Raw genomic sequence first — 20,438 nt, forward strand, 5'->3', positions numbered from 1 at the left:
CGCCACCGGCGACGCTTCCGTCACTCCTGCAATGCCTCGTCCAATGTCGCGTGGACGGTGAACACGGCTTCGGCGCCCGTGATCTCGAACACACGCGCGACTACCGGCAGCATACCCGCCAGATGGACCTTCCCACCCGCCGCCTCGGCCTTCAGCCGGGCACCCAGCAGGACGTTCAGTCCGGTGGAGTCACAGAAATCCAACTCGGAGCAGTCCACCACGAGCTTGGTGCAGCCCGCGTCGACGCATGCTTCGAGCGGCTCGCTGAGCAGCTCCGCCGTGTGGTGGTCCAGTTCGCCCGCAGGCGTGACGACGGCGCACGTGCCGTGCTGTCGCACAGCCACGTGCAACCGGTCCCGGCCGGCCGTCCCGACCATCCCGCGGTCCATGTGCGCTCCTCTGGAATCTTGGGTCATGCGCACACCGAACCCTACGCGCATCACGAATCACGCGGAAGCCGTGGCCCGGCTACCCGGTGAGCGCCCCTCGAGCGCCTTCCGCCTGCCCCTTCCGGGGCACGGTAATCGTCCTACGGACCGAAGACCGAAAATTTGCGCCAGTGGCGTGAAACGGGGTAGGGGTTGAACAACACTTGTCGATAAACGGCCGCCTCGGAGGCGCAGCACACCGTACAAGAGGCATGGCACCGGCAGCCTGATGCCGCAACCGAGGGAGGAGAGCATGACACCCCGGCCTGACGCGATCACCGCGACGAAGACCCACCCGTCCATAGGCTCGGACCAGGAAGAACTGGACGAGCCGGAGGGCTTGGAGGGCCTCCCCGAGATACCCCCGTTCCAGACGGTGGGGCCGGTGGACGCACGCGCCCTGTCCAAGACTCTGTTCCTGCGCCTCGAGACGCTGGACGAGGGCACGTACGAGTACTCCTACGTCCGCAACACGCTCGTGGAACTCAATCTCGCCCTGGTGAGATTCGCCGCTGCCCGGTTCCGTACCCGCAGTGAGCCGATGGAGGACATCGTCCAGGTCGGCACGGTCGGCCTGATCAAGGCGATCGACCGCTTCGAACTGAGTCGCGGAGTGGAGTTCCCCACGTTCGCGATGCCGACGATCATCGGCGAGATCAAGCGCTTCTTCCGTGACACCAGCTGGTCGGTGCGGGTCCCGCGCCGTCTGCAGGAGCTGCGGCTCGACCTGGCCAAGGCCGGCGACGAGCTCGCCCAGCAGCTGGACCGCGCGCCGAACGTGGCGGAGCTGGCCGCCAAGCTGCGGATCAGCGAGGAAGAGGTCATCGAGGGCATGGCCGCGAGCAACGCGTACACCGCGAGCTCGCTGGACGCCCAGGCCGACGAGGACGACTCCGAGGGCGCGCTGACCGACCGCATCGGTTACGAGGACAGCGATCTCGAGGGCATCGAGTACATCGAGTCGCTGCGCCCGCTGATCGCGGAGCTCCCGGCGCGCGATCGCAAGATCCTCTCGCTGCGCTTCACCGGCAACCTCACCCAGTCGGAGATCGGCGAGGAGCTCGGCATCTCGCAGATGCACGTCTCGCGACTGCTCTCCCGGACGTTGGCGCGGTTGCGACGCGGGCTCCTCGTCGAGGAGTGACCACACCGGTCGTGCCGCAGGTCAGAGCGCGGGTACCCCGCCCTGCCAGACGCGGCTGACCAGCGGCACACCCGGCCGGTAGGCCAGATGTACGTGGCTGGGGGCGTCGAGCAGCATCAGATCCGCTCGCGCCCCCGCCGCGACCCTTCCCACGTCATCCCTGCGCAGGGCCCGCGCTCCCCCGAGCGTCGCGGCCGCGACCGCCTCGTCCGGCGTCATCCGCATGTCCCGCACGGCGACGGCGATGCAGAACGGCATCGAGCTGGTGAAGCTCGACCCCGGATTGCAGTCCGTCGACAGCGCCACCGCCGCGCCCGCGTCGATCAGCCTGCGGGCGTCGGGGTACTGCGCGCGCGTCGAGAACTCGGCCCCCGGCAGCAGCGTCGCGACGGTCGCGCCACCGCATGACGCGAGGGCGTCGACGTCCGCGTCCGTCAGATGGGTGCAGTGGTCGGCGGAGGCCGCCCCCAGCTCGACCGCCAGTCGCACCCCGGGCCCGTAGGTCAGCTGGTTGGCGTGGACCCGGGGGATCAGCCCGGCCCGGACGCCCGCGGTGAGGATCGCCCGTGCCTGGTCGCCGTCGAACGCCCCCTTCTCGCAGAACACGTCCACCCAGCGGGCGTGCGGTGCGCAGGCCTCCAGCATCGGCCCGGTGACCAGGTCGACGTAGCCGGCCGGGTCGTCCGCGTACTCCGGCGCGACGATGTGCGCGCCCAGGTACGTGGTCTCCGGGGTGTGCGCGGCGGCGATGCGCAGGCTGCGCGCCTCGTCGTGCGGGGTCAGCCCGTACCCGGACTTCGTCTCGATGGTCGTGGTGCCCTGCCGCCGCGCCTCGGCCACGTAGCGGGCCACGTTCGCGTCCAGCTCGGCATCGGTGGCGGCCCGGGTCGCGGCGACGGTGGTCCTGATGCCACCGGCCGTGTACGGCGTGCCGGACATCCTCGCGTTGAACTCCTGGGTCCGGTCGCCGCCGAAGACCAGGTGCGAGTGCGAGTCGACGAACCCGGGCAGCGCCGCCCGGCCCTCCGCGTCGAAGACCCGGTCCGCGGCGGGCGCCCGGCCCGCCGGGCCGACCCAGGCGATACGGCCCTCCGCCATGACCACCGCCGCGTCCGTGATCAGGCCGAGCGGGCCGGTACCGAGGGACGGGTCATTGGTGACCAGGCTGCCGATGTTGGTGATGACGGTCGCGGGCATCGCGGTCCTTCTTCTGGTGCGGAGAGGGTCAGGAACGCCGCAGGCGGGCCACGGCCTCGGCCATCGCCGCCGGGACGTCCGGCACCAACTGGTGCACACCGTCCCGGACGATGTGCCGGCCGCCCACCACCGTGTGCCGCACGTCCGCGGCGGTGGCGGCGAACACGGCCGTCTCCGCGCCGAGGCGCGGCAGCGTACCGGCGGTGCGGACCGAGTCCAGGGCGACGGTGGTGAAGTCGGCGAGCGCGCCGGTCTCGATCTCGCCGGCGTCGGTCCAGCCCAGTGAGGCGTGGCCGTCGGCGGTGGCGGCCCGCAGCAGCTGGGCCGCGGTCCAGTGCCCGCGGGTACGGGTGCGCAGCCGCTCGTCGAGCTCCAGGGCGCGGGCCTCTTCGAGCAGGTCGATGACGGCGTGGCTGTCGCTGCCGAGCGACAACGGACTCCCGGCCCGCTGGACGTCGCGCGCCGGACCGATACCGTCCGCGAGGTCGCGTTCGGTGGTGGGGCACATGCAGACGACGGTGCCGCTGCCGCCGAGTAGCCGGATGTCGTCGCCGGTGAGGTGCGTGGCGTGCACGGCGGAGGTCCGCGGGCCCAGCGCCCCGTGGTCCGCGAGAAGCCGCGTGGGCGTCACGCCGTGGGTGCGCAGACAGGCCTCGTTCTCGGCCGGCTGCTCCGACAGGTGGACGTGCAGCGGCGCCCGGCGCGCCGCCGCCCACTCGGCGGCCCTGGCGATCCCGGCCGGCGGCACGGCGCGCACCGAGTGGATCGCCGCGCCGATCTTGGCGTGGTCGTGGTCCTTGAGCGCGTCTGCGCGCTCCGCCCAGGCGTCGGGGGCCCGCGTCGGCGAAGCGCAACTGGTGCCGGTCGGGGGGCGCGCCGAATCCGGACGAGAAGTACGCCGTGTCGAGCAGCGTGATGCGGATGCCCGCCTCGCCCGCGGCGGCGATCAGGGCCTCGCCCATGGCGTTGGGATCGTCGTACGGCGTGCCGCCGGGAGCGTGGTGCAGGTAGTGGAACTCACCGACGCAGGTGACGCCGGCCAGCGCCATCTCCGCGTACACCGCCCGCGCGAGCGCGTAGTAGGTGTCGGGGTCGAGCTCCGCCGCGACCGAGTACATGATCTCGCGCCAGGTCCAGAAGGTGCCGGACCCGACCTGGACGGTGCCGCGCAGGGCCCGGTGGAAGGCGTGCGAGTGCGCGTTGGCCAGCCCCGGCAGGGTGAATCCGCGCAGCGCGACGGCGCCGGGCGGCGGTGTGCCGACGCCCGTCCTGACGCCGGTGATGCGGCCGTCGGCCGTGTCGACGGCCACGCCGGGCTCGACGACCCCGTTGAGCCAGACGTGTTCCGTCCAGTACGTCAGCTGCACGCGAGACCTTCCAGTACGTCGGCGAGCGCGGTCACCCCGGCGAGGCAGTCGTCCTCGGCCGCCGTCTCGGCGGGTGAGTGCGAGACGCCGGTGGGGTTGCGTACGAACAGCATGGCGGTCGGGGCGCTCGCCGACAGGATCCCGGCGTCGTGTCCCGCGCCGGTCGGCAGCACCGGCACGCCGCCGCCGAGCAGTTTCGCGACCTCGTCGCGCAGCGCGTGCTCGAACTCGACGACCGGGGTGAACGACTCGCGGGTGACGCGGACGTCGATGCCGTCGCGGGCCGCGCGCTCCGAAGCGGCGGCCTCGATACCGGCCACCACCCGGTCCAGGGTCTCCTGGTCGGCGGCCCGTGAGTCGAGCCAGCCGCGCACCAGCGAGGCGATGGCGTTGACGCCGTTGGGCTCGACGCTCACCTTGCCGAAGGTCGCCAGCGCCCCGGCGGCCCTGGCCTCCCGGCGGGCGGCCAGCACCGTGTCGGCGTAGCTGAGCATCGGGTCGCGGCGGTCCTCCAGGCGGGTGGTGCCCGCGTGGTTGGCCTCGCCGTGGAAGTCGAACCGCCAGCGGCCGTGCGGCCAGATGGCGGACGCGATACCGACGGCGTCGCCGCTCAGGTCCAGCGCCCGGCCCTGCTCGACGTGGAGTTCCACGAACGCGCCGATGCGGGCGAGCCGCTCGGGGTCCGGGCCGATGGCGGCCGGGTCGTAGCCGGCCCGCTCCATGGCCTGCGGCAGGCTGACGCCGTCCGCGTCCCGCAGTTCGTGCGCCTTGTCCTTCGTGAGTTGTCCGGCGGCCAGCCGGGAGCCGACGCAGGCGAGACCGAAGCGGGCGCCCTCCTCGTCACCGAAGTTGACGATGGCCAGCGGCTTGTCGAGCGCGGCGCCGCGCTCGCGCAGTTCGTCGAGGGCCGCGAAGGACGACACGACGCCCAGCGGGCCGTCGAAGGCGCCGCCGTCCGGCACGGAGTCCAGGTGCGAGCCCGTCACGACGGCTCCGCCGGCGGCGGGGTCGCCCAGCCAGGCCCACTGATTGCCGTTGCGGTCGACCTCGTACGTCAGGCCGCGTTCCTCGGCCTGCGCCCGGAACCACGCCCGGCACTCCAGGTCGGCGCCGCTCCAGGCGTAGCGGCGGTAGCCGCCGGAGACGGAGCTGCGGCCGATGGGTAGCAGCTCCGTCCACATGCTGTGGAAACTCAACGTGGGTCGCCCTCGCGCATCGGGATCCGCACACCGCGCTCGTCGGCGATCTCGTCGGCGCGGTCGTAGCCCGCGTCCACGTGCCGGATGACGCCCATGCCGGGGTCGTTGGTCAGCACGCGGCGGATCTTCTCGCCCGCGAGCTTGGTGCCGTCCGCGACCGTGACCTGCCCGGCGTGCAGGGAGCGGCCCATGCCGACGCCGCCGCCGTGGTGGATGGAGACCCAGGACGCGCCGGAGGCGACGTTGACCATGGCGTTGAGCAGCGGCCAGTCGGCGATGGCGTCGGAACCGTCGAGCATCGCCTCCGTCTCGCGGTACGGCGAGGCCACCGAGCCGCAGTCCAGGTGGTCGCGTCCGATGACGACCGGCGCGGCCAGCTCACCGCTCGCGACCATGTCGTTGAAGCGCTCGCCGGCCTTGTCGCGCTCGCCGTAGCCGAGCCAGCAGATGCGGGCGGGCAGGCCCTGGAAGTGCACCTTGTCCTGCGCCAGCTTGATCCAGCGGTGCAGCGACTCGTTCTCCGGGAAGAGGTCGAGGATCGCCTTGTCCGTCTTGTGGATGTCCGACGCCTCGCCGGAGAGCGCGGCCCAGCGGAACGGCCCCTTGCCCTCACAGAACAGCGGCCGGATGTAGGCGGGCACGAACCCCGGGAAGTCGAACGCCCGGTCGTACCCGGCGAGCTGCGCCTCACCGCGGATCGAGTTGCCGTAGTCGAAGACCTCGGCGCCGGCGTCCATGAAGCCGACCATGGCCTCGACGTGCCGGGCCATCGACTCGCGGGCCCGCAGGGTGAAATCGGCGGGCTTCTCGGCCGCGTAGGTGGCCATCTCGTCGAACGGGATGCCGACCGGCAGATAGGCCAGCGGGTCGTGCGCCGAGGTCTGGTCGGTGACGATGTCGATGGGCGCGCCCTCGGCGAGCATCTGCGGCAGCAGTTCGGCGGCGTTGCCGAGCAGCCCGATCGACAGCGGCTCCCGCTTGTCGCGGGCCTCGGTGGCGAGTTGCATCGCGTGCGCCAGGGAGTCGGCCTTGACGTCCAGGTAGCGGTGCTCGATACGGCGCGAGATCGCGCGGGGATCCACGTCGATGCAGATCACGACGCCGCCGTTCATGGTGACGGCCAGTGGCTGGGCGCCGCCCATGCCGCCGAGCCCGGCGGTGAGGGTGATGGTGCCGGCGAGCGTGCCGCCGAACCGCTTGGCCGCGACCGCGGCGAAGGTCTCATAGGTGCCCTGCAGGATGCCCTGGGTGCCGATGTAGATCCACGAGCCGGCCGTCATCTGGCCGTACATGGTGAGGCCCAGCGACTCCAGCCGCCGGAACTCCTCCCAGTTGGCCCAGTCACCGACCAGGTTGGAGTTGGCGATGAGCACCCGCGGCGCCCACTCGTGCGTCTGCATCACACCGACGGGACGGCCGGACTGGACGAGCATCGTCTCGTCCTGCTTCAGCGTCTGCAGGGTGCGGATCATGGCGTCGAACGAACGCCAGTCGCGGGCGGCCTTGCCGGTCCCGCCGTAGACGACCAGCTTCTCGGGGTGCTCGGCGACCTCCGGGTCGAGGTTGTTCTGGAGCATCCGCAGCGCGGCTTCCTGCTGCCATCCCTGAGTGCTCAGTTCCGTACCGCGCGGCGCCCGCACGATCCTCGGTCCCGACATCGGCCCGGCCTCCCTCTGTACCTCGATGGATCTATCCATTCACATCCTGTCTTGCTGAATACATCTAGTCAACAGGCTGGGTCACCCGGGCCGGAGGTTGGGGGTGGCCCCGGGCCGAAGGCCGCGGGATGGCATTGCCCCTGACCAGGTGATGGGATGACCGGCATGACGCTGGACGCGACAGCACGACGGGGCCACGCGCTGCGCGCGGCGGTGGAGCAGGACCTCCTCACCCCGGACAACCCAGTCATCGGACTCCTGGACGTCACCGCCATCCATGAAACCGCGGCGGCCCTCCGGACCGCCTTCGCCACTCCCGGCGTGACCGTCACCCACACCTTCGCCGTCAAGGCCGCCGCCCTCGTCCCGGTCCTGCGGCTCCTCGCCGGCCTCGGCCTCGGCGCCGAGGTCGCGAGCCCCGGCGAACTCAGCCTCGCCCGCGCCGCGGGCCTGCCCGCGGACCGCATCGTCCTGGACTCCCCCGCCAAGACCGTCGCCGAACTACGCGAAGCGCTCGCCCTGGGCATCGCCGTCAACGCCGACAACCCGGGGGAACTCCGCCGCCTGGACGCGCTGCGCGCCGCGTCCCCCTCCACGTCCTCCCTCGGCCTGCGGGTCAATCCGCAGGTCGGCGGCGGCAGCATCGGCGCCATGAGCACCGCGACCGCCACCTCGAAGTTCGGTGTCGCACTGCGCGACGACGGCGCCGAGGAATGGATCGCCGCCGCCTATGCCGACCGCCCCTGGCTCGACCGCCTGCACACCCACACCGGCTCCCAGGGCGTACCGCTCGACCTCATGGCGGCGGGCGTCCGAGCCGCGTACGACCTCGCGGAGCGCGTCAACGCGGCGGCCGGCCGCCGGCAGATCACCACGCTCGACATCGGCGGCGGCCTCCCCGTCAACTTCGCCTCCGACGAGGTCACACCGACCTTCGACGACTGCGCACGGCTGCTGCGCGCCAGGGTCCCCGGCCTCTTCGACGGCCGGTACACCGTCGTCACCGAGTTCGGCCGCTCACTGCTCGCGAAGGCCGGCACCGTACTGGCGCGCGTCGAGTACGCCAAGACGGCCGGCGGCCGGCCCATCGCGATCACCCACGCGGGCGCGCAACTCGCCACCCGCACGGTCTTCGCCCCGGACGCCTGGCCGCTGCGCGTCGCGGCCCTCGACGCCACGGGCCGCCCCAAGGGCGGCGACCCCGTGGTCCAGGACGTGGCCGGCCCCTGCTGCTTCGCCGGGGACCTCGTCGCCCGGGCCCGCCCGCTCCCCCTCCTGGCGGAGGGCGACCTGGTAGCCCTCCTCGACACCGGCGCGTACTACTTCTCCACGCACTTCGCCTACAACTCGCTCCCCCGCCCCGCGATCCACGGCTACGCCGCGTCCCCGGACGGGTCGGTGCGGTTCGCGCTGGTGCGCGCGGCCCAAACGGTGGAGGAACTCCTGGCGGAGAGCGGCGCGGAGGAGAGCGAAGCTCTGATGGGGCTCGGGCGGAGCTGAGGGACGGGCCCGTCGACCCACGCGCCGCCGCGGATGAGCACCCCTACGGCAACAGCGTGAACGACGCGGTGTGTCCGGGGGGCCGTGTGTCCGGGGGGCGGGACGGCCGACGTCAGCGTCCACCTGTACGAGTGATGGCAGCACTCAATCGGTGAACAGCCCCCGCGCCGCCGCCCGCGCGTCGAACTCCTCGAGGCGCGCCTGCGCGTCCGGCAAGTGGTCGCACATCGACTCCAGCAGAACGCGTCCGAGAAGCATCGGGGCGCACGCCGTGTCGAAGGCCAGCCCCGTGCCGACCGCAGCCGGCAGCAGCAGGTCCGAGCAGGCGGCGACCGGGGCGAACGCGCTGTCGGCCACGGTCACGACCGTCAGGCCGGCCTGTCGCGCGTACGTCAGGGCCTCGACGACCTCCCGCGGATGCCGGGGCAGCGCGAAGCAGAGCAGCGCGCTCGCACCCGCCCGGACCGCGCCGTCGACGCGATCGGCGAACATCGTGCCGCCCTCGTCGAGCAGCCGGACGTCGGGGTGGACCTTCGCCGCGAAGTACGCGAAGCCGCGCGCCTGCGCGCCCGCCGCGCGCAGCCCGAGGACCGGCAGCGGGCGGGAGGCGGCGAGCACGGCGCCGGCGCGGGCGACGGGCGCGGGGTCGGCGAGGAGCGCGGCGAGGTGCCGGAGGTTCTCGATCTCGGCGTGCACGGCCTGCTGGTACTCGTTGTACGCGGCGGCCTCGGGGCCGGGCCGCACCGGCGCGACCTCGCGCAGGTGGCGGCGGAGCGCCGGGTAGCCGTCGAAGCCGAGCGCGACGGCGAAGCGGGTGACGGACGGCTGGCTGACCCCGGCCAGCTCGGCGACCTCGACGCTGGACAGGAACGGCGCGTCGGCCGACCGGCGCACCAGGCAGTGCGCGATCCGGCGCTGCGTCGGGGTCAGCCGGTGGGCCTCGAACAGCTTCAGCAGCCGCCCCGAGGCGCCCTCGGCGGCGCCGACGAGCGCGCCCACGCCCGCCTCCGTGGCGTCGCCCCCGTCCTCCGTCGTACCCATCAACGTCCTCCTGGCCTATTCAGTCGTCGCTGACTCTGCATGAATCCATGCAGCATTGGCAAGGAGCGTCCACGGGACGCACCGATGCACCGAAGGGGCGCGCGCCTACACCGGAGGCAGCCGCCCCTTCTGCGGCTTCCCCATCGCGTTCCGCGGCAGCTCGTCCAGGAACCGGACCTTGCGCGGCCGCTTGTGCACCGACAGGTGCCCGGCCACGAAGTCCATCAGCTCCGCCTCGCCGACCCCGTCCGCGACGACGAACGCCACGATCTCCTGGCCCAGGTCCTCGTGCGGCGCGCCCACCACCGCCGCCTCCCGGACCGCGGGGTGGTCGAGCAGCGCGCTCTCCACCTCGCCCGCTCCGATGCGGTAGCCGCCGGACTTGATGAGATCGGTCGAGGCGCGGCCGACGATCCGGTGCATGCCGTCCGGCTCCGCCATCGCCATGTCGCCGGTGCGGAACCAGCCGTCGGCGGTGTACGAGGCCGCGGTGGCCTCCGTACGGCCGAGGTAGCCGTCGAAGAGCGTGCCGGAGCGGATCTGCAGCTCGCCAACGGTGGTGCCGTCGTGCGGGACGGGGGTGCCGTCCTCGTCCACCAGCCGGGTCTCGACCCCCGGCAGCGGCAGCCCGACCGAGCCGGGGCGCCGTTCACCGGCCGCCCGCGTGCTGATCGTGATCAGCGTCTCCGTCATGCCGTACCGCTCCACGGGACGCTGCCCGGTGAGCGCATCCAGGTCCCGGAAGACGGGCGCGGGCAGTGGGGCGCTGCCCGAGACGAGCAGCCGGGCGCCGGACAGCGCGCGTGCGGCGGCCGGGTCGCGCACCACGCGCGACCAGACCGTCGGCACACCGAAGTAGAGGCTGCCGCCGGCCGCCGCGTAGGCCTGCGGCGTCGGCCGTCCGGGGTGCACCAGCCGGCTGCCGGTGCGCAGCGCGCCGAGCACGCCCAGCACGAGGCCGTGCACGTGGAACAGCGGCAGACCGTGCACCAGCGTGTCGTCGGCGGTCCATTCCCAGGCGCCGGCGAGCGCGTCGAGGTCGGCGGCGATCGCGCCGCGCGAGACCACGACGCCCTTGGGCGGACCCGTGGTCCCCGATGTGTAGAGGATGAGCGCGGCGTCCTTCGGGCCCGGTTCCGGCCCGGTCCGGTCGGCCCGCTCGCCGAAGTCGACGGGGAGCAGCGCCGCACCGGAATCCCCCAGGATGTGGGTCTGTTCCGCCGGCCCCGCGTCCGGCGGCACCGGGACCACGGGCACGCCGGCCAGCAGACCGCCCACCACGGCGGCCACCGTCTCCAGCGAGGCCGTCGCCCGCACCGCGAACGCGGGGGCGCCCGCCACCCGCGCCGCGACCGCACCCGCGGCGCCGAGCAGCTGCTCGTACGAGCAGGACCGCCCCGCGACGGTCACGGCGTCGGGCCGGTCCGCGCCGTCGGACGCGGTGAGGGCCGTCAGCAGGGAGGGGGCGGGTGGCAGCGGCACGGGTGTGCTCCTCTGAAGGTCTCTGGGCGAGATGTCTCTGCGGGAGAGTCTCTCTCGGAGCCCCAGCGGGATCGGCCAGGGTTGCCGGCGCGCACGGCGCGGTGGCACCGCGACTCTACGCATCGCCCGCTGGGAGGGGGCACCCCCGAAAGGAATCGGGGGTTTCCCCCAGTGCCGTGCGCCGCCGCGCTCCGTACGGTGGCGTCATGGACGCCCGCGACCCGGAACTCAAGAAGGAACTCGCCGCCACCCTTCAGGCCCGCAAGGACCTCGGTGCGGAGTACGAGTCGGAACTGGTCGACTCGTTCATGGAGAAGGTGGACCAGCGCCTCGACAGCCATGTCGAGCAGCGCGTCCGTCGCCAACTGGCCGAGCAGCAGACCTCGTTCGCCCGTGCCGGACGCGGTCCCGGCCAGCCGGAGCCGCACGCGCGCTTCGCCCGCTACGGCTTCGCCGGCTTCACCATGATCGCCGCGATCCCGCTCTCCGCGATCGGCGTGGTCAACGCGGGCGGCGGCGGCCTGTTCATCACCTGGGCGGGCATCGTGGGCGTGAACGTCGCCCAGTCCCTCGGTGTCATCTTCGCGGGCGACCGCGGCGAGCGCCGCAGGAAGTCCGACAGCGACTGGGAGTAGCCGGCGGATTCCGCCGAAGCTCGAAGAGATGGGAACGGGGACCGCCGCACCCCCGGTCACCCGGGGGGCGGGACGACGGCGGTCCCCGTTTCGGACGCGGGCCGGGTCAGGACCAGACACCTCGTCCAGGAGGGTCACTCAGCAGTCCGGGAGCCGCTCCGGAGGTCCTGGGTGCCACATCCTGTGGCGCCGGGCTTCTCTTCCCGGCGAACACCAATCTGCCCGACGCGTGTTAAGCGCGTGCTGCGGTCGCATGACGCGGATGTAGCACTTTCGGATCCCCGGGTGAACGGAAGCGCCGCGCCCGTCCGCGCACGCCGGCGATCAGCGCACACGAGGCCCCCTCCCGGACCGGGAGGGGGCCTCGTCGTAGCGCGCTGTCGCGTCGGGGCGGACTACTTCGCCAGGAACGCGAGCAGGTCCTGGCGGCTCACGACACCGGTCGGCTTGCCCTCGACGAGGACGATCGCCGCGTCGGACCTGGTGCCCAGGACCTTCATCAGGTCGGAGACCGGCTCGCCGGAGCCGACTTGCGGCAGCGGTCCGCTCATGTGCTTCTCCAACGGGTCCCCCAACTGGGCGCGCTTGGCGAACAGCGCGTCCAGCAGGTCGCGTTCGGTGACGGAGCCGATGACCTCGGCCGCCATCACGTCCGGGTGACCGGCGCCCGGCTTGACGATGGGCATCTGCGACACGCCGTACTCGCGGAGCACGTCGATCGCCTCGCCGACGGTCTCCTCCGGGTGCATGTGCAGGAGCTGCGGGATGCCGCCGCCCTTGTGCTCCAGCACGTCGGAGACGCGGGCCTGGCCGTTGCCGTCGTCGAGGAAGCCGTGCGAGGCCATCCACTCGTCGCTGAAGATCTTCGACATGTAGCCGCGGCCGGAGTCCGGCAGCAGCACCACGACGACGTCATCGGGACCGAGCTTCTCCGCGACGCGCAGCGCCGCGACGACCGCCATGCCGCAGGAGCCGCCGACGAGCAGGCCCTCCTCCTTGGCGAGGCGGCGGGTCATCTGGAAGGAGTCCTTGTCGGACACGGCGACGATGCCGTCCGCGACCTCGCGGTCGTAGGCGGTCGGCCAGAAGTCCTCACCGACGCCCTCGACCAGGTACGGGCGCCCGGAGCCGCCGGAGTACACCGAGCCCTCGGGGTCGGCGCCGATGACCTGGACGCGGCCCTCGCTGGCGTCCTTCAGGTAGCGGCCGGTGCCGGAGATGGTGCCGCCGGTGCCCACGCCCGCGACGAAGTGCGTGATCCGCCCCTCCGTCTGCTCCCACAGCTCGGGGCCGGTGGAGTGGTAGTGCGACAGCGGGTTGTTCGGGTTGCTGTACTGGTCCGGCTTCCACGCGTTCGGGGTCTCGCGCACCAGCCGGTCGGAGACGTTGTAGTACGACTCCGGGTGGTCCGGGTCGACGGCGGTCGGGCAGACCACGACTTCCGCGCCGTACGCGCGCAGCACGTTGATCTTGTCGAGCGACACCTTGTCCGGGCAGACGAAGATGCAGTGGTAGCCCTTCTGCTGCGCGACGATCGCGAGGCCGACACCGGTGTTGCCGGACGTCGGCTCGACGATCGTGCCGCCGGGCTTCAGCTCACCGCTCTGCTCCGCGGCCTCGATCATTCGGACCGCGATGCGGTCCTTGACCGAGCCTCCGGGGTTGAAGTACTCGACCTTGGCCAGGACGGTCGCCTGGATGCCCTCGGTCACGTTGTTGAGCCGCACCAGCGGGGTGTTGCCGACGAGGCTGATCATCGAGTCGTGGAACTGCACCATTGTCTCCGGGTTCTCCGTGAATGTGCGGCAAGCCTATGGCCTAACGGGCCGACCCTCAGCTCGTCCGTGGCTCGATAGCTTCTCCTTCCTACCCCCCTAATGTCGGCGATCACCACTACGGCACGTTGCAGTGGGCGCGTCACGGGGCAACAAGATGTTGTACGCACAAGCACGGGAGGTGAGCGGACTCGATGTCGAGGGCGAGGGTGGCACGGCGGATCGCGACCGCGGCGGCATTCGGCGGTGGCGGGATCAGTCTGCTGGGCGGGGCTGCCATCGGAGTACTGCTGGCCGAGGTCCGGCTCGCGAAACGGACGGTCGGCGGCTCCGACGACGTACCGCCGCGCGCGGACGGCAGATACGGATCGGCGTTCGCGCACCGAACGGGTGATGTTCCGCTCCGGCTCGGCTTCCTCGGCGACTCGACCGCGGCGGGGCAGGGCGTGCACCGGGCGCGCGAGACCCCGGGCGCGCTGCTCGCCTCCGGGCTCGCGGCGGTCGCCGAGCGTCCCGTGACCCTGGTGAACGTGGCGAATCCCGGAGCCCAGTCCAGCGACCTGGCACGCCAGGTCGCCCTGCTGCTCGACGTGGGCGCACCGCCCCCGGACGTCTGCGTGATCATGATCGGTGCGAACGACGTCACCCATCGGATGCCCCCCGCCAAGTCCGTCCGGCTGTTGTCGGAAGCGGTCCGCCGGCTGCGCGAGGCGGGCAGCGAAGTGATCGTCGGCACCTGTCCCGACCTGGGCTCCGTGGAACCGGTGTACCAGCCGCTGCGCTGGATGGCGCGCCGGATGAGCCGCCAGCTGGCCGCCGCGCAGACGATCGGCGTGGTCGGTACCGGCGGTCGTTCGGTCTCGCTCGGCGATCTGCTCGGCCCCGAGTTCGAGGCGCATCCGCGCGAGATGTTCGGTCCTGACAACTACCACCCCTCCGCGGAGGGGTACGCGACGGCGGCCATGGCGATGCTGCCCACGCTGTGCGCTTCGCTGGGCCTGTGGCCGGAGGAGGACGAGCACCCGGACGAGCTGCGCGGCGAGAGCTTCCTGCCGGTGGCGCAGGCCGCGGCGGCGGCCGCGTCCGAGGGCGGCACCGAGGTGGTCGCGGCGACGCACGGCGTCTTCGGGCCCCGCGGGCGCTGGGCACTGCTCAAGCACCGCCGCCGTCAGCGGCTGCCGCACACCACCGAACCGGCCGCCACGTCGTCGTCGGCCTGACGGGCGTACCCGTGCCGACCGGCGGAAACGCGCCGGTTGGCACGGGACCCCGGGGGTGCGGGCGGCCCCGGGCCGGGCGCGCGGCCGGGCCCGCACCTAAGCGCTCGCTCAGAAAGAGTCCCGTGTCACAGCCCGCAGGCCGTGACTCCTCTCGATACGTGCAGGTAACTTCCCAGAGAGTCCTGAGTCCTGCCGCCTCGACGAGGAGTGTGTGTCGCGATGCCCGAAGCCGTGATCGTCTCAGCCGCCCGATCCCCCATCGGCCGCGCCTTCAAGGGATCCCTCAAGGATCTCCGCCCGGACGACCTGACCGCCACGATCATCCAGGCCGCGCTCGCGAAGGTCCCGGAGCTGGACCCGAAGCTGATCGACGACCTGATGCTCGGCTGCGGCCTGCCCGGCGGCGAGCAGGGCCACAACCTCGGCCGGATCGTGGCCGTGCAGATGGGCATGGACCACCTGCCGGGCTGCACGGTCACCCGTTACTGTTCGTCGTCGCTCCAGACGACCCGCATGGCGCTGCACGCCATCAAGGCCGGCGAGGGCGACGTCTTCATCTCGGCCGGCGTCGAGATGGTCTCGCGCAGCATCAAGGGCAACTCGGACAGCCTGCCGGACACCAAGAACCCGCTCTTCGCCGACGCCGAGCTGCGCACCCTGGGCCGCGCCGAGAACGGTGGCGGCGAGTGGCACGACCCGCGTGAGGACGGCCTGATCCCGGACGCGTACATCTCGATGGGCCAGACCGCCGAGAACCTCGCCGCGATCAAGGGCGTCACCCGCGCCGACCAGGACGAGTTCGGCGTCCGGTCGCAGAACCTCGCCGAGGCCGCCATCAAGAACGGCTTCTGGGAGCGGGAGATCACCCCGGTCACGCTGCCCGACGGCACGGTCGTCTCCCAGGACGACGGCCCGCGCGCGGGCGTCACGCTGGAGGGCGTCCAGGGCCTCAAGCCGGTCTTCCGCCCCGACGGCACGGTCACCGCGGGCAACTGCTGCCCGCTCAACGACGGCGCCGCCGCCCTCGTGATCATGTCCGACGTGAAGGCACGCGAGCTGGGCATCACCCCGCTCGCCCGCGTCGTCTCCACCGGTGTCTCCGGCCTCTCCCCCGAGATCATGGGCTACGGCCCGGTCGAGGCGTCGAAGCAGGCGCTCAAGCGCGCCGGTCTGGGCATCGGCGACATCGACCTGGTCGAGATCAACGAGGCGTTCGCCGCGCAGGTCATCCCGTCCTACCGCGACCTCGGCGTCGACCTGGACCGGCTGAACATCAACGGCGGCGCGATCGCCGTGGGCCACCCCTTCGGCATGACGGGCGCCCGCATCACCGGCACCCTGATCAACGGGCTGCAGTTCCACGACAAGCAGTTCGGCCTGGAGACGATGTGCGTCGGCGGCGGCCAGGGCATGGCGATGGTCATCGAGCGGCTGAGCTGATCTGCTCCTGACTCTTCTGGCGTCACACCGTGTGATCTAAGTCGCAATGGAACCGCCCCCGGGTTGTTATACGAGCCCGGGGGCGGCGCGTTTTCGCAGGTCAGAGGGGCATCACTCGGATGGCTCAGGACCTCAGACCCGCCCAATTCGTGACGTTCCGCACTGCGCAGGGCAGAGGTTTACAGGCACAGTGATGTGTGGGGGATGTTTCACCCACTCGACAGTGGGCACTGCTCGGGATCACGTCAGTCGGGAGTACGTCTGTGAGCGCCCTGTTCTCCATCTTGCTCGTGGTCGCGGTCATCGCCGTGGCCCTGGGGTCCGCCGCCCTGATCTCCGCCCGCGGCCTGCGCCGTGAGCTCGCCGGTCTGCGCGGCGATCTCGCGATCGCCGGCGCCGCCGACGGCGGCACCTCCGTGCCGGCCGCCCGGTCGGTGCCCGCCGACGAGATACGCGCCGCCGTCGCGGACGCCCTCGCCGACGAGCGGGAGCGCGAGCTGGCCGAGGCGCGGGCCTTCTGGGCCGAGCAGGAGGCCCGTGAATCCGCGGACTCCCCGTTCTTCCGCGGCGGCATCCCCGCGGCGGGCGCCGACTACGCCGAGTACGAGATCCCGACGATGCTGCCGTTCCTGCCCCGGCAGTCCGATCTGGCCGGGCTGGAGTCCGAGCCGGCGCTGCCGGCGCCGGGCTTCCTCCCGCACCCCTCGGCGCAGGACCAGGCCGACTACCCGGACTTCCCGGACCTGCACAGCACCGTCGGCCCCTCCGTCGTCGCCGATCCGGACCAGACGGCCACCCGCCTCACCGACCTCGCCGAGGGCCGCGTGCCGCTCGCCGACGTCCGCCCGGGCCCCGCTCGGAACGCTGGACGTGTACGTCTTCGCCGACGGCACCACCCTCTGCATGACCCCGGGCCACCGCGAGACGGCCCTCCTGCTGTCCGACGCGCTGGAGCGCGGTGAGATCCCCGTCCTGCTCGGCGGCTCCGCCGTGGGCGGCGCGTACGCCCTGACGTTCACCTACGGCGCCGAGAGCGTCTTCATCCTGGCGGACCGGGTCGTCGCCTCCCTCTGAGCACGACTTCCCCTGAGCACGAATCCCACTGAGCACGAATCCCGCTGGGTACGACGCGCCCCCTTCCGTACCCTCAGACCCGTCCGACCCCTGCACGCCGCGCGGCCCCGTCGATCCGGACGAGGGCCGCTTCGAACACCTCCCCGCACTCCGGGCGCTGTTCGAGCGCCATCGCGAGGTCGTTCCCGGCCACCGCGATCTGGTCGCCCACGGTGAAGGCCCCGTCATCCGGCATCAACGCCGGTTCGCGCTCCGGACGTTCGAGCCGCTGTGCTTCCACGGCGAGCCATCGGGCCAGTTCAAGCCCGACTTCGGCCGCCCCACCGCCCAGCCGGCTCTGGGGCAGGGCACGGAATCGGCCGGCCAGTCGGTCAACGGCGGAGCGCAGGGGGGTGCAGTCGAGCATGTCGGCGAGCGTACCGGGGCGCGTGTCTCGGCCACGCACCCACATCCGCCGGCCAGGGATGGTTGCCAACGCCCCAACAGTCAGGCACGGTGAGATGACCGGACACCGTATACCGGAGGCGCCGATGTCCCAGATCTTCTCCGAGGAAACCCACCGGAACCTGCTCTCCCGCATTCCCCATTGCACCGGCCGCGAGGTACGCGACTGGCTCCGCGCCGTCGATGACGGCCCAGCCTTCCTCCGCTTCGACGAGAAAGTCAGCTGGCTCCGCAGCGAACACGATCTGTCCTACGGACACGCCAAGGCGATCGTCCACGAATACGACTTGAGGCGGGCAGCCCGCAACCTCCGGTAGCCCCGGGCGTACGTGACGGGCCCCCGGGAGGCAGTGCCTCCCGGGGGCCCGTCACGTACGGGGTACCGCGACCGGGTCAGTCTCCGCGGAGAATCGCGACCAGCCGCAGCAGTTCCATGTAGATCCAGATGAGCGTGACCGTGAGGCCGAACGCCGCCCACCAGGCCTCCTCCTGCGGAGCGCCGCCCCGGATGCCGTCTTCCACCATCTTGAAGTTGAGCGACAGGAAGAACGCGCCGAGGCAGACGCCGACCAGCCCGAAGACGATGCCGAGACCACCGGTGCGGAAGCCCAAACCGTCCCCGCCGGCGAAGACGGCGAACAGGACGTTGGCCATGATCAGCAACAGGAAGCCGACGGCGATGGCCATGCCGATCCGGTAGTACCGCTCGGTGACGCGGATCAGGCGGGTCTTGTACGCGACGAGCATGCCCACGAAAACAGCGATGGTGCCGAGCACCGCCTGGACCGGCGCGCCCTGCCACTGCTCGTTGTACATCCGGCTGATCATGCCGAGGACAACGCCCTCGAAGGCCGCGTAGCCCAGGATCAGGGCGGGGCTGGGCCTGCGCTTGAAGATCTGGATGACGTAGCAGACCAGCGCCAGGATCATGGCGCCGATCGTGATGCCCCAGCCGGCCGCCGTGTCGGGCAGCGCGAACCACGCCAGCGCCGCACCGACGACCACGGCCCCCAGCGTCATACCCGTCCGCATGACGACGTCGTCCATCGTCATGCGGCCGGTCTGCAGGGGCCCGGCCGGCGGGGCCTGGTACATCTGCTGGAGCTGCTCAGGGGTGAGTTGACGCTGGTCCGCGGTGGCGTACGGGTTGCCGCCCTGCGCGTACGGGTTTCCACCCTGCGGCGCGTTCGGGTTCCCCTGCTGCGCGTACGGATTCCCCGACCCCTGCGGGGCCGCGCCCTGCTGCTGCGTGCCGAAGCCCGCGTATCCGTCCCCGCGGCTGAAGCCTCGCCGCGAGAAGACCGGGTTGCTGCTCCTCATCTCACTCCTCCATGGCCGCGCGTTACGGCATTACCCCAAGAGTAATGGGTTAGCAAAGGAGAGGGAGTACCGCCGAAGGAGGATCTTCCGTCGCGCGCCCCGCGGGAGATGTGAGGTGCCCGGAGCCGGACTCGAACCGGCACGGCCATGCGGCCAGCGAGGTTTAAGCTCGCCGTGTCTGCGTTCCACCATCCGGGCGGGGGCGGGGTCTCGACGCAGGACGAGCGTATCCGGGTTACTGGGCCGAACAGGGCACGATCCGCGTCATGTTGTCTGATTTTAGGGGTACCTGACGGAGCCTCAAGTGGGCCTTGAGGGGGTGCATCGGGAGGCCCCGGGCCTTCACACCGCACACACACGTCATTCGCATATGACGCGAAATCGATCACGCCGAAAACCCTCCCGGAGCCCCGCCGGCCGGAACCGCGGCGCGCGGACGACATACGGCCCGCCCGAACTCAGGGCTTGTTGTCATCCAGAAGTAGTACAGCGGGCCCCTCGGGTCCCTCCCAGGACTGCCTCGGAAACAGCAGTCTGGACTGATCCCCTGAGCGGTTCCGGCCGTCACCATGGAGGAGTCCCGTTCACCCCGTCCCAGGAGCCGCCCCGTGACCCCCACCGGAACCACTTCCCACACCTCGACGGTGGCGGCCCGCGCCACGGACCTCAGCAAGGTCTACGGTGAGGGCGAGACCCGGGTCGTCGCCCTTGACGGTGTGTCGGTCGAGTTCCGGCGCGCGGAGTACACGGCGATCATGGGCCCGTCCGGCTCCGGCAAGTCCACGCTGATGCACTGCATGGCGGGGCTCGACTCGGTCTCCGCCGGCTCGGCGCGGATAGGGGAGACGGAGTTGGCGTCGCTCAAGGACAAGCAGCTCACGCAGTTGCGCCGCGACAAGATCGGCTTCATCTTCCAGGCGTTCAACCTGCTGCCGACGCTCACCGCGGCCGAGAACATCACCCTGCCGATGGACATCGCCGGGCGCAAGGCGGACAAGCAGTGGCTCGCCCAGGTCATCGCCACGGTGGGGCTGGCCGACCGGATGTCGCACCGGCCGAACCAGCTCTCCGGCGGCCAGCAGCAGCGCGTGGCGGTCGCCCGTGCCCTGGCGAGCAAGCCGGAGATCATCTTCGCCGACGAGCCGACCGGCAACCTGGACTCGCGGGCCGGCGCCGAGATCCTGGGGTTCCTGCGGAACTCGGTGCGCGAGCTGGGCCAGACGATCGTCATGGTCACGCACGATCCGGTCGCCGCGTCCTACGCGGACCGGGTGATCTTCCTGGCCGACGGCCGCGTCGTGGACGAGCTGCACGACCCGACGTCCGACGGCGTCCTGGAGCGCATGCTCAACCTCTCCGGGGCCAGCCACCAGACCTCCGCGTTCGATACCAGGGACGCCCAGGACCGCATCGGCTGAGCCGGGCGCGCCCCGCCTCCCCCGCCGGGCGCCCACCCCCACCGCGCTCCCCGACGCACCTCAATACGCCCCCCGTAGCCGCCCGCGCCGCAGCCT

Annotated in this window: 16 protein-coding genes, 1 tRNA gene and 2 pseudogenes; 8 read left to right on the top strand and 11 right to left on the bottom strand. The window is 71.8% G+C overall.

Going from position 1 to position 20,438, the window contains the following annotated elements; genetic code table 11:
- Nucleotides 1–20 precede the first annotated feature (20 nt).
- Nucleotides 21–389 carry an STAS domain-containing protein gene (locus tag M2266_RS14065; protein WP_277438504.1) on the bottom strand — a complete coding sequence of 123 codons (369 nt, stop codon included), beginning with the start codon at nt 387–389 and terminating at the stop codon, nt 21–23.
- Nucleotides 390–681: 292 nt separating this feature from the next.
- Between M2266_RS14065 and M2266_RS14070 the strand changes: the two genes are divergently transcribed.
- Complete coding sequence (locus tag M2266_RS14070; RefSeq protein ID WP_277438505.1) at nt 682–1,572, top strand: RNA polymerase sigma factor SigF; 891 nt, start codon at nt 682–684, stop codon at nt 1,570–1,572.
- 21 nt (nt 1,573–1,593) lie between these two features.
- Here the strand turns inward: M2266_RS14070 and hutI are convergent, their stop codons facing one another.
- The 4 genes and pseudogenes from hutI to hutU all read right to left on the bottom strand — a co-directional run bounded on the left by hutI (nt 1,594) and on the right by hutU (nt 6,993).
- The gene (hutI, locus tag M2266_RS14075; RefSeq protein WP_277438506.1) at nt 1,594–2,769 is read right to left on the bottom strand and encodes an imidazolonepropionase; all 1,176 of its coding nucleotides are present in this window, start codon (nt 2,767–2,769) and stop codon (nt 1,594–1,596) included.
- A 28-nt stretch (nt 2,770–2,797) separates the two neighbouring features.
- Nucleotides 2,798–4,136: pseudogene (locus M2266_RS14080) on the bottom strand (formimidoylglutamate deiminase).
- The gene (locus M2266_RS14085) at nt 4,127–5,317 is read right to left on the bottom strand and encodes an allantoate amidohydrolase (RefSeq protein ID WP_277438507.1); all 1,191 of its coding nucleotides are present in this window, start codon (nt 5,315–5,317) and stop codon (nt 4,127–4,129) included. The pseudogene M2266_RS14080 and the gene M2266_RS14085 overlap by 10 nt, the downstream one beginning before the upstream one ends.
- A gap of 11 nt (nt 5,318–5,328) precedes the next feature.
- Nucleotides 5,329–6,993, bottom strand: coding sequence for a urocanate hydratase (hutU, locus tag M2266_RS14090; RefSeq protein WP_277438508.1), 1,665 nt, complete (start codon nt 6,991–6,993; stop codon nt 5,329–5,331).
- A 165-nt stretch (nt 6,994–7,158) separates the two neighbouring features.
- On the opposite strand from hutU, the gene M2266_RS14095 reads away from it, so the two are divergent.
- Nucleotides 7,159–8,493 (top strand): diaminopimelate decarboxylase, encoded by a 1,335-nt coding sequence (locus M2266_RS14095; RefSeq protein WP_277441197.1) that lies wholly within the window; start codon nt 7,159–7,161, stop codon nt 8,491–8,493.
- A 144-nt stretch (nt 8,494–8,637) separates the two neighbouring features.
- Here M2266_RS14095 and M2266_RS14100 read toward each other — a convergent pair whose 3' ends face one another.
- Both M2266_RS14100 and M2266_RS14105 read right to left on the bottom strand, forming a co-directional pair.
- Nucleotides 8,638–9,534 (bottom strand): MurR/RpiR family transcriptional regulator, encoded by an 897-nt coding sequence (locus M2266_RS14100; RefSeq protein WP_277438509.1) that lies wholly within the window; start codon nt 9,532–9,534, stop codon nt 8,638–8,640.
- Nucleotides 9,535–9,639: 105 nt separating this feature from the next.
- On the bottom strand, nt 9,640–11,016 hold the full coding sequence (locus tag M2266_RS14105) for an acyl-CoA synthetase (protein ID WP_277438510.1): 1,377 nt from the start codon (nt 11,014–11,016) through the stop codon (nt 9,640–9,642).
- A 206-nt stretch (nt 11,017–11,222) separates the two neighbouring features.
- Here M2266_RS14105 and M2266_RS14110 point away from each other — a divergent pair, with 206 nt between their 5' ends.
- Nucleotides 11,223–11,651, top strand: a complete 429-nt coding sequence (locus M2266_RS14110; protein WP_277438511.1) for a hypothetical protein — start codon at nt 11,223–11,225, stop codon at nt 11,649–11,651.
- A 395-nt stretch (nt 11,652–12,046) separates the two neighbouring features.
- Here M2266_RS14110 and M2266_RS14115 read toward each other — a convergent pair whose 3' ends face one another.
- Nucleotides 12,047–13,426 carry a cystathionine beta-synthase gene (locus tag M2266_RS14115; RefSeq protein WP_277441198.1) on the bottom strand — a complete coding sequence of 460 codons (1,380 nt, stop codon included), beginning with the start codon at nt 13,424–13,426 and terminating at the stop codon, nt 12,047–12,049.
- A gap of 194 nt (nt 13,427–13,620) precedes the next feature.
- On the opposite strand from M2266_RS14115, the gene M2266_RS14120 reads away from it, so the two are divergent.
- From M2266_RS14120 to M2266_RS14130, 3 genes and pseudogenes are all read left to right on the top strand, one after another.
- Complete coding sequence (locus tag M2266_RS14120) at nt 13,621–14,646, top strand: SGNH/GDSL hydrolase family protein (RefSeq protein ID WP_277438512.1); 1,026 nt, start codon at nt 13,621–13,623, stop codon at nt 14,644–14,646.
- Nucleotides 14,647–14,865: 219 nt separating this feature from the next.
- Complete coding sequence (locus tag M2266_RS14125; protein WP_277438513.1) at nt 14,866–16,086, top strand: acetyl-CoA C-acetyltransferase; 1,221 nt, start codon at nt 14,866–14,868, stop codon at nt 16,084–16,086.
- A gap of 263 nt (nt 16,087–16,349) precedes the next feature.
- Nucleotides 16,350–17,160, top strand: a pseudogene (locus M2266_RS14130) (hypothetical protein).
- 73 nt (nt 17,161–17,233) lie between these two features.
- On the opposite strand, the gene M2266_RS14135 reads toward M2266_RS14130, so the two are convergent.
- Complete coding sequence (locus M2266_RS14135) at nt 17,234–17,566, bottom strand: hypothetical protein (protein WP_277438514.1); 333 nt, start codon at nt 17,564–17,566, stop codon at nt 17,234–17,236.
- Nucleotides 17,567–17,690: 124 nt separating this feature from the next.
- Here M2266_RS14135 and M2266_RS14140 point away from each other — a divergent pair, with 124 nt between their 5' ends.
- Nucleotides 17,691–17,921: a DUF4287 domain-containing protein gene (locus M2266_RS14140; protein WP_138356104.1), complete on the top strand. Its 231-nt coding sequence runs from the start codon at nt 17,691–17,693 to the stop codon at nt 17,919–17,921.
- A gap of 76 nt (nt 17,922–17,997) precedes the next feature.
- Here M2266_RS14140 and M2266_RS14145 read toward each other — a convergent pair whose 3' ends face one another.
- A complete protein-coding gene (locus tag M2266_RS14145; protein WP_277438515.1) occupies nt 17,998–18,924 on the bottom strand; it encodes a Bax inhibitor-1/YccA family protein in 927 nt (308 codons plus the stop codon).
- Between the two features lie 116 nt (nt 18,925–19,040).
- A tRNA-Leu gene (locus M2266_RS14150) sits at nt 19,041–19,122 on the bottom strand.
- 410 nt (nt 19,123–19,532) lie between these two features.
- On the opposite strand from M2266_RS14150, the gene M2266_RS14155 reads away from it, so the two are divergent.
- Complete coding sequence (locus M2266_RS14155) at nt 19,533–20,342, top strand: ABC transporter ATP-binding protein (RefSeq protein WP_277438516.1); 810 nt, start codon at nt 19,533–19,535, stop codon at nt 20,340–20,342.
- The last annotated feature ends 96 nt before the right edge of the window (nt 20,343–20,438 follow it).

Source organism: Streptomyces sp. SPB162 (genome assembly GCF_029504575.1).
GTDB lineage: Bacteria > Actinomycetota > Actinomycetes > Streptomycetales > Streptomycetaceae > Actinacidiphila.

Coding starts and splice junctions, on each gene's coding strand:
- M2266_RS14065 (WP_277438504.1), bottom strand. CDS start 389: ATGGACCGCGGGATGGTCGGGACGGCCGGCCGGGACCGGTTGCACGTG.
- M2266_RS14070 (WP_277438505.1), top strand. CDS start 682: ATGACACCCCGGCCTGACGCGATCACCGCGACGAAGACCCACCCGTCC.
- hutI (WP_277438506.1), bottom strand. CDS start 2,769: ATGCCCGCGACCGTCATCACCAACATCGGCAGCCTGGTCACCAATGAC.
- M2266_RS14085 (WP_277438507.1), bottom strand. CDS start 5,317: ATGTGGACGGAGCTGCTACCCATCGGCCGCAGCTCCGTCTCCGGCGGC.
- hutU (WP_277438508.1), bottom strand. CDS start 6,993: ATGTCGGGACCGAGGATCGTGCGGGCGCCGCGCGGTACGGAACTGAGC.
- M2266_RS14095 (WP_277441197.1), top strand. CDS start 7,159: ATGACGCTGGACGCGACAGCACGACGGGGCCACGCGCTGCGCGCGGCG.
- M2266_RS14100 (WP_277438509.1), bottom strand. CDS start 9,534: ATGGGTACGACGGAGGACGGGGGCGACGCCACGGAGGCGGGCGTGGGC.
- M2266_RS14110 (WP_277438511.1), top strand. CDS start 11,223: ATGGACGCCCGCGACCCGGAACTCAAGAAGGAACTCGCCGCCACCCTT.
- M2266_RS14120 (WP_277438512.1), top strand. CDS start 13,621: ATGTCGAGGGCGAGGGTGGCACGGCGGATCGCGACCGCGGCGGCATTC.
- M2266_RS14125 (WP_277438513.1), top strand. CDS start 14,866: ATGCCCGAAGCCGTGATCGTCTCAGCCGCCCGATCCCCCATCGGCCGC.
- M2266_RS14135 (WP_277438514.1), bottom strand. CDS start 17,566: ATGCTCGACTGCACCCCCCTGCGCTCCGCCGTTGACCGACTGGCCGGC.
- M2266_RS14140 (WP_138356104.1), top strand. CDS start 17,691: ATGTCCCAGATCTTCTCCGAGGAAACCCACCGGAACCTGCTCTCCCGC.
- M2266_RS14145 (WP_277438515.1), bottom strand. CDS start 18,924: ATGAGGAGCAGCAACCCGGTCTTCTCGCGGCGAGGCTTCAGCCGCGGG.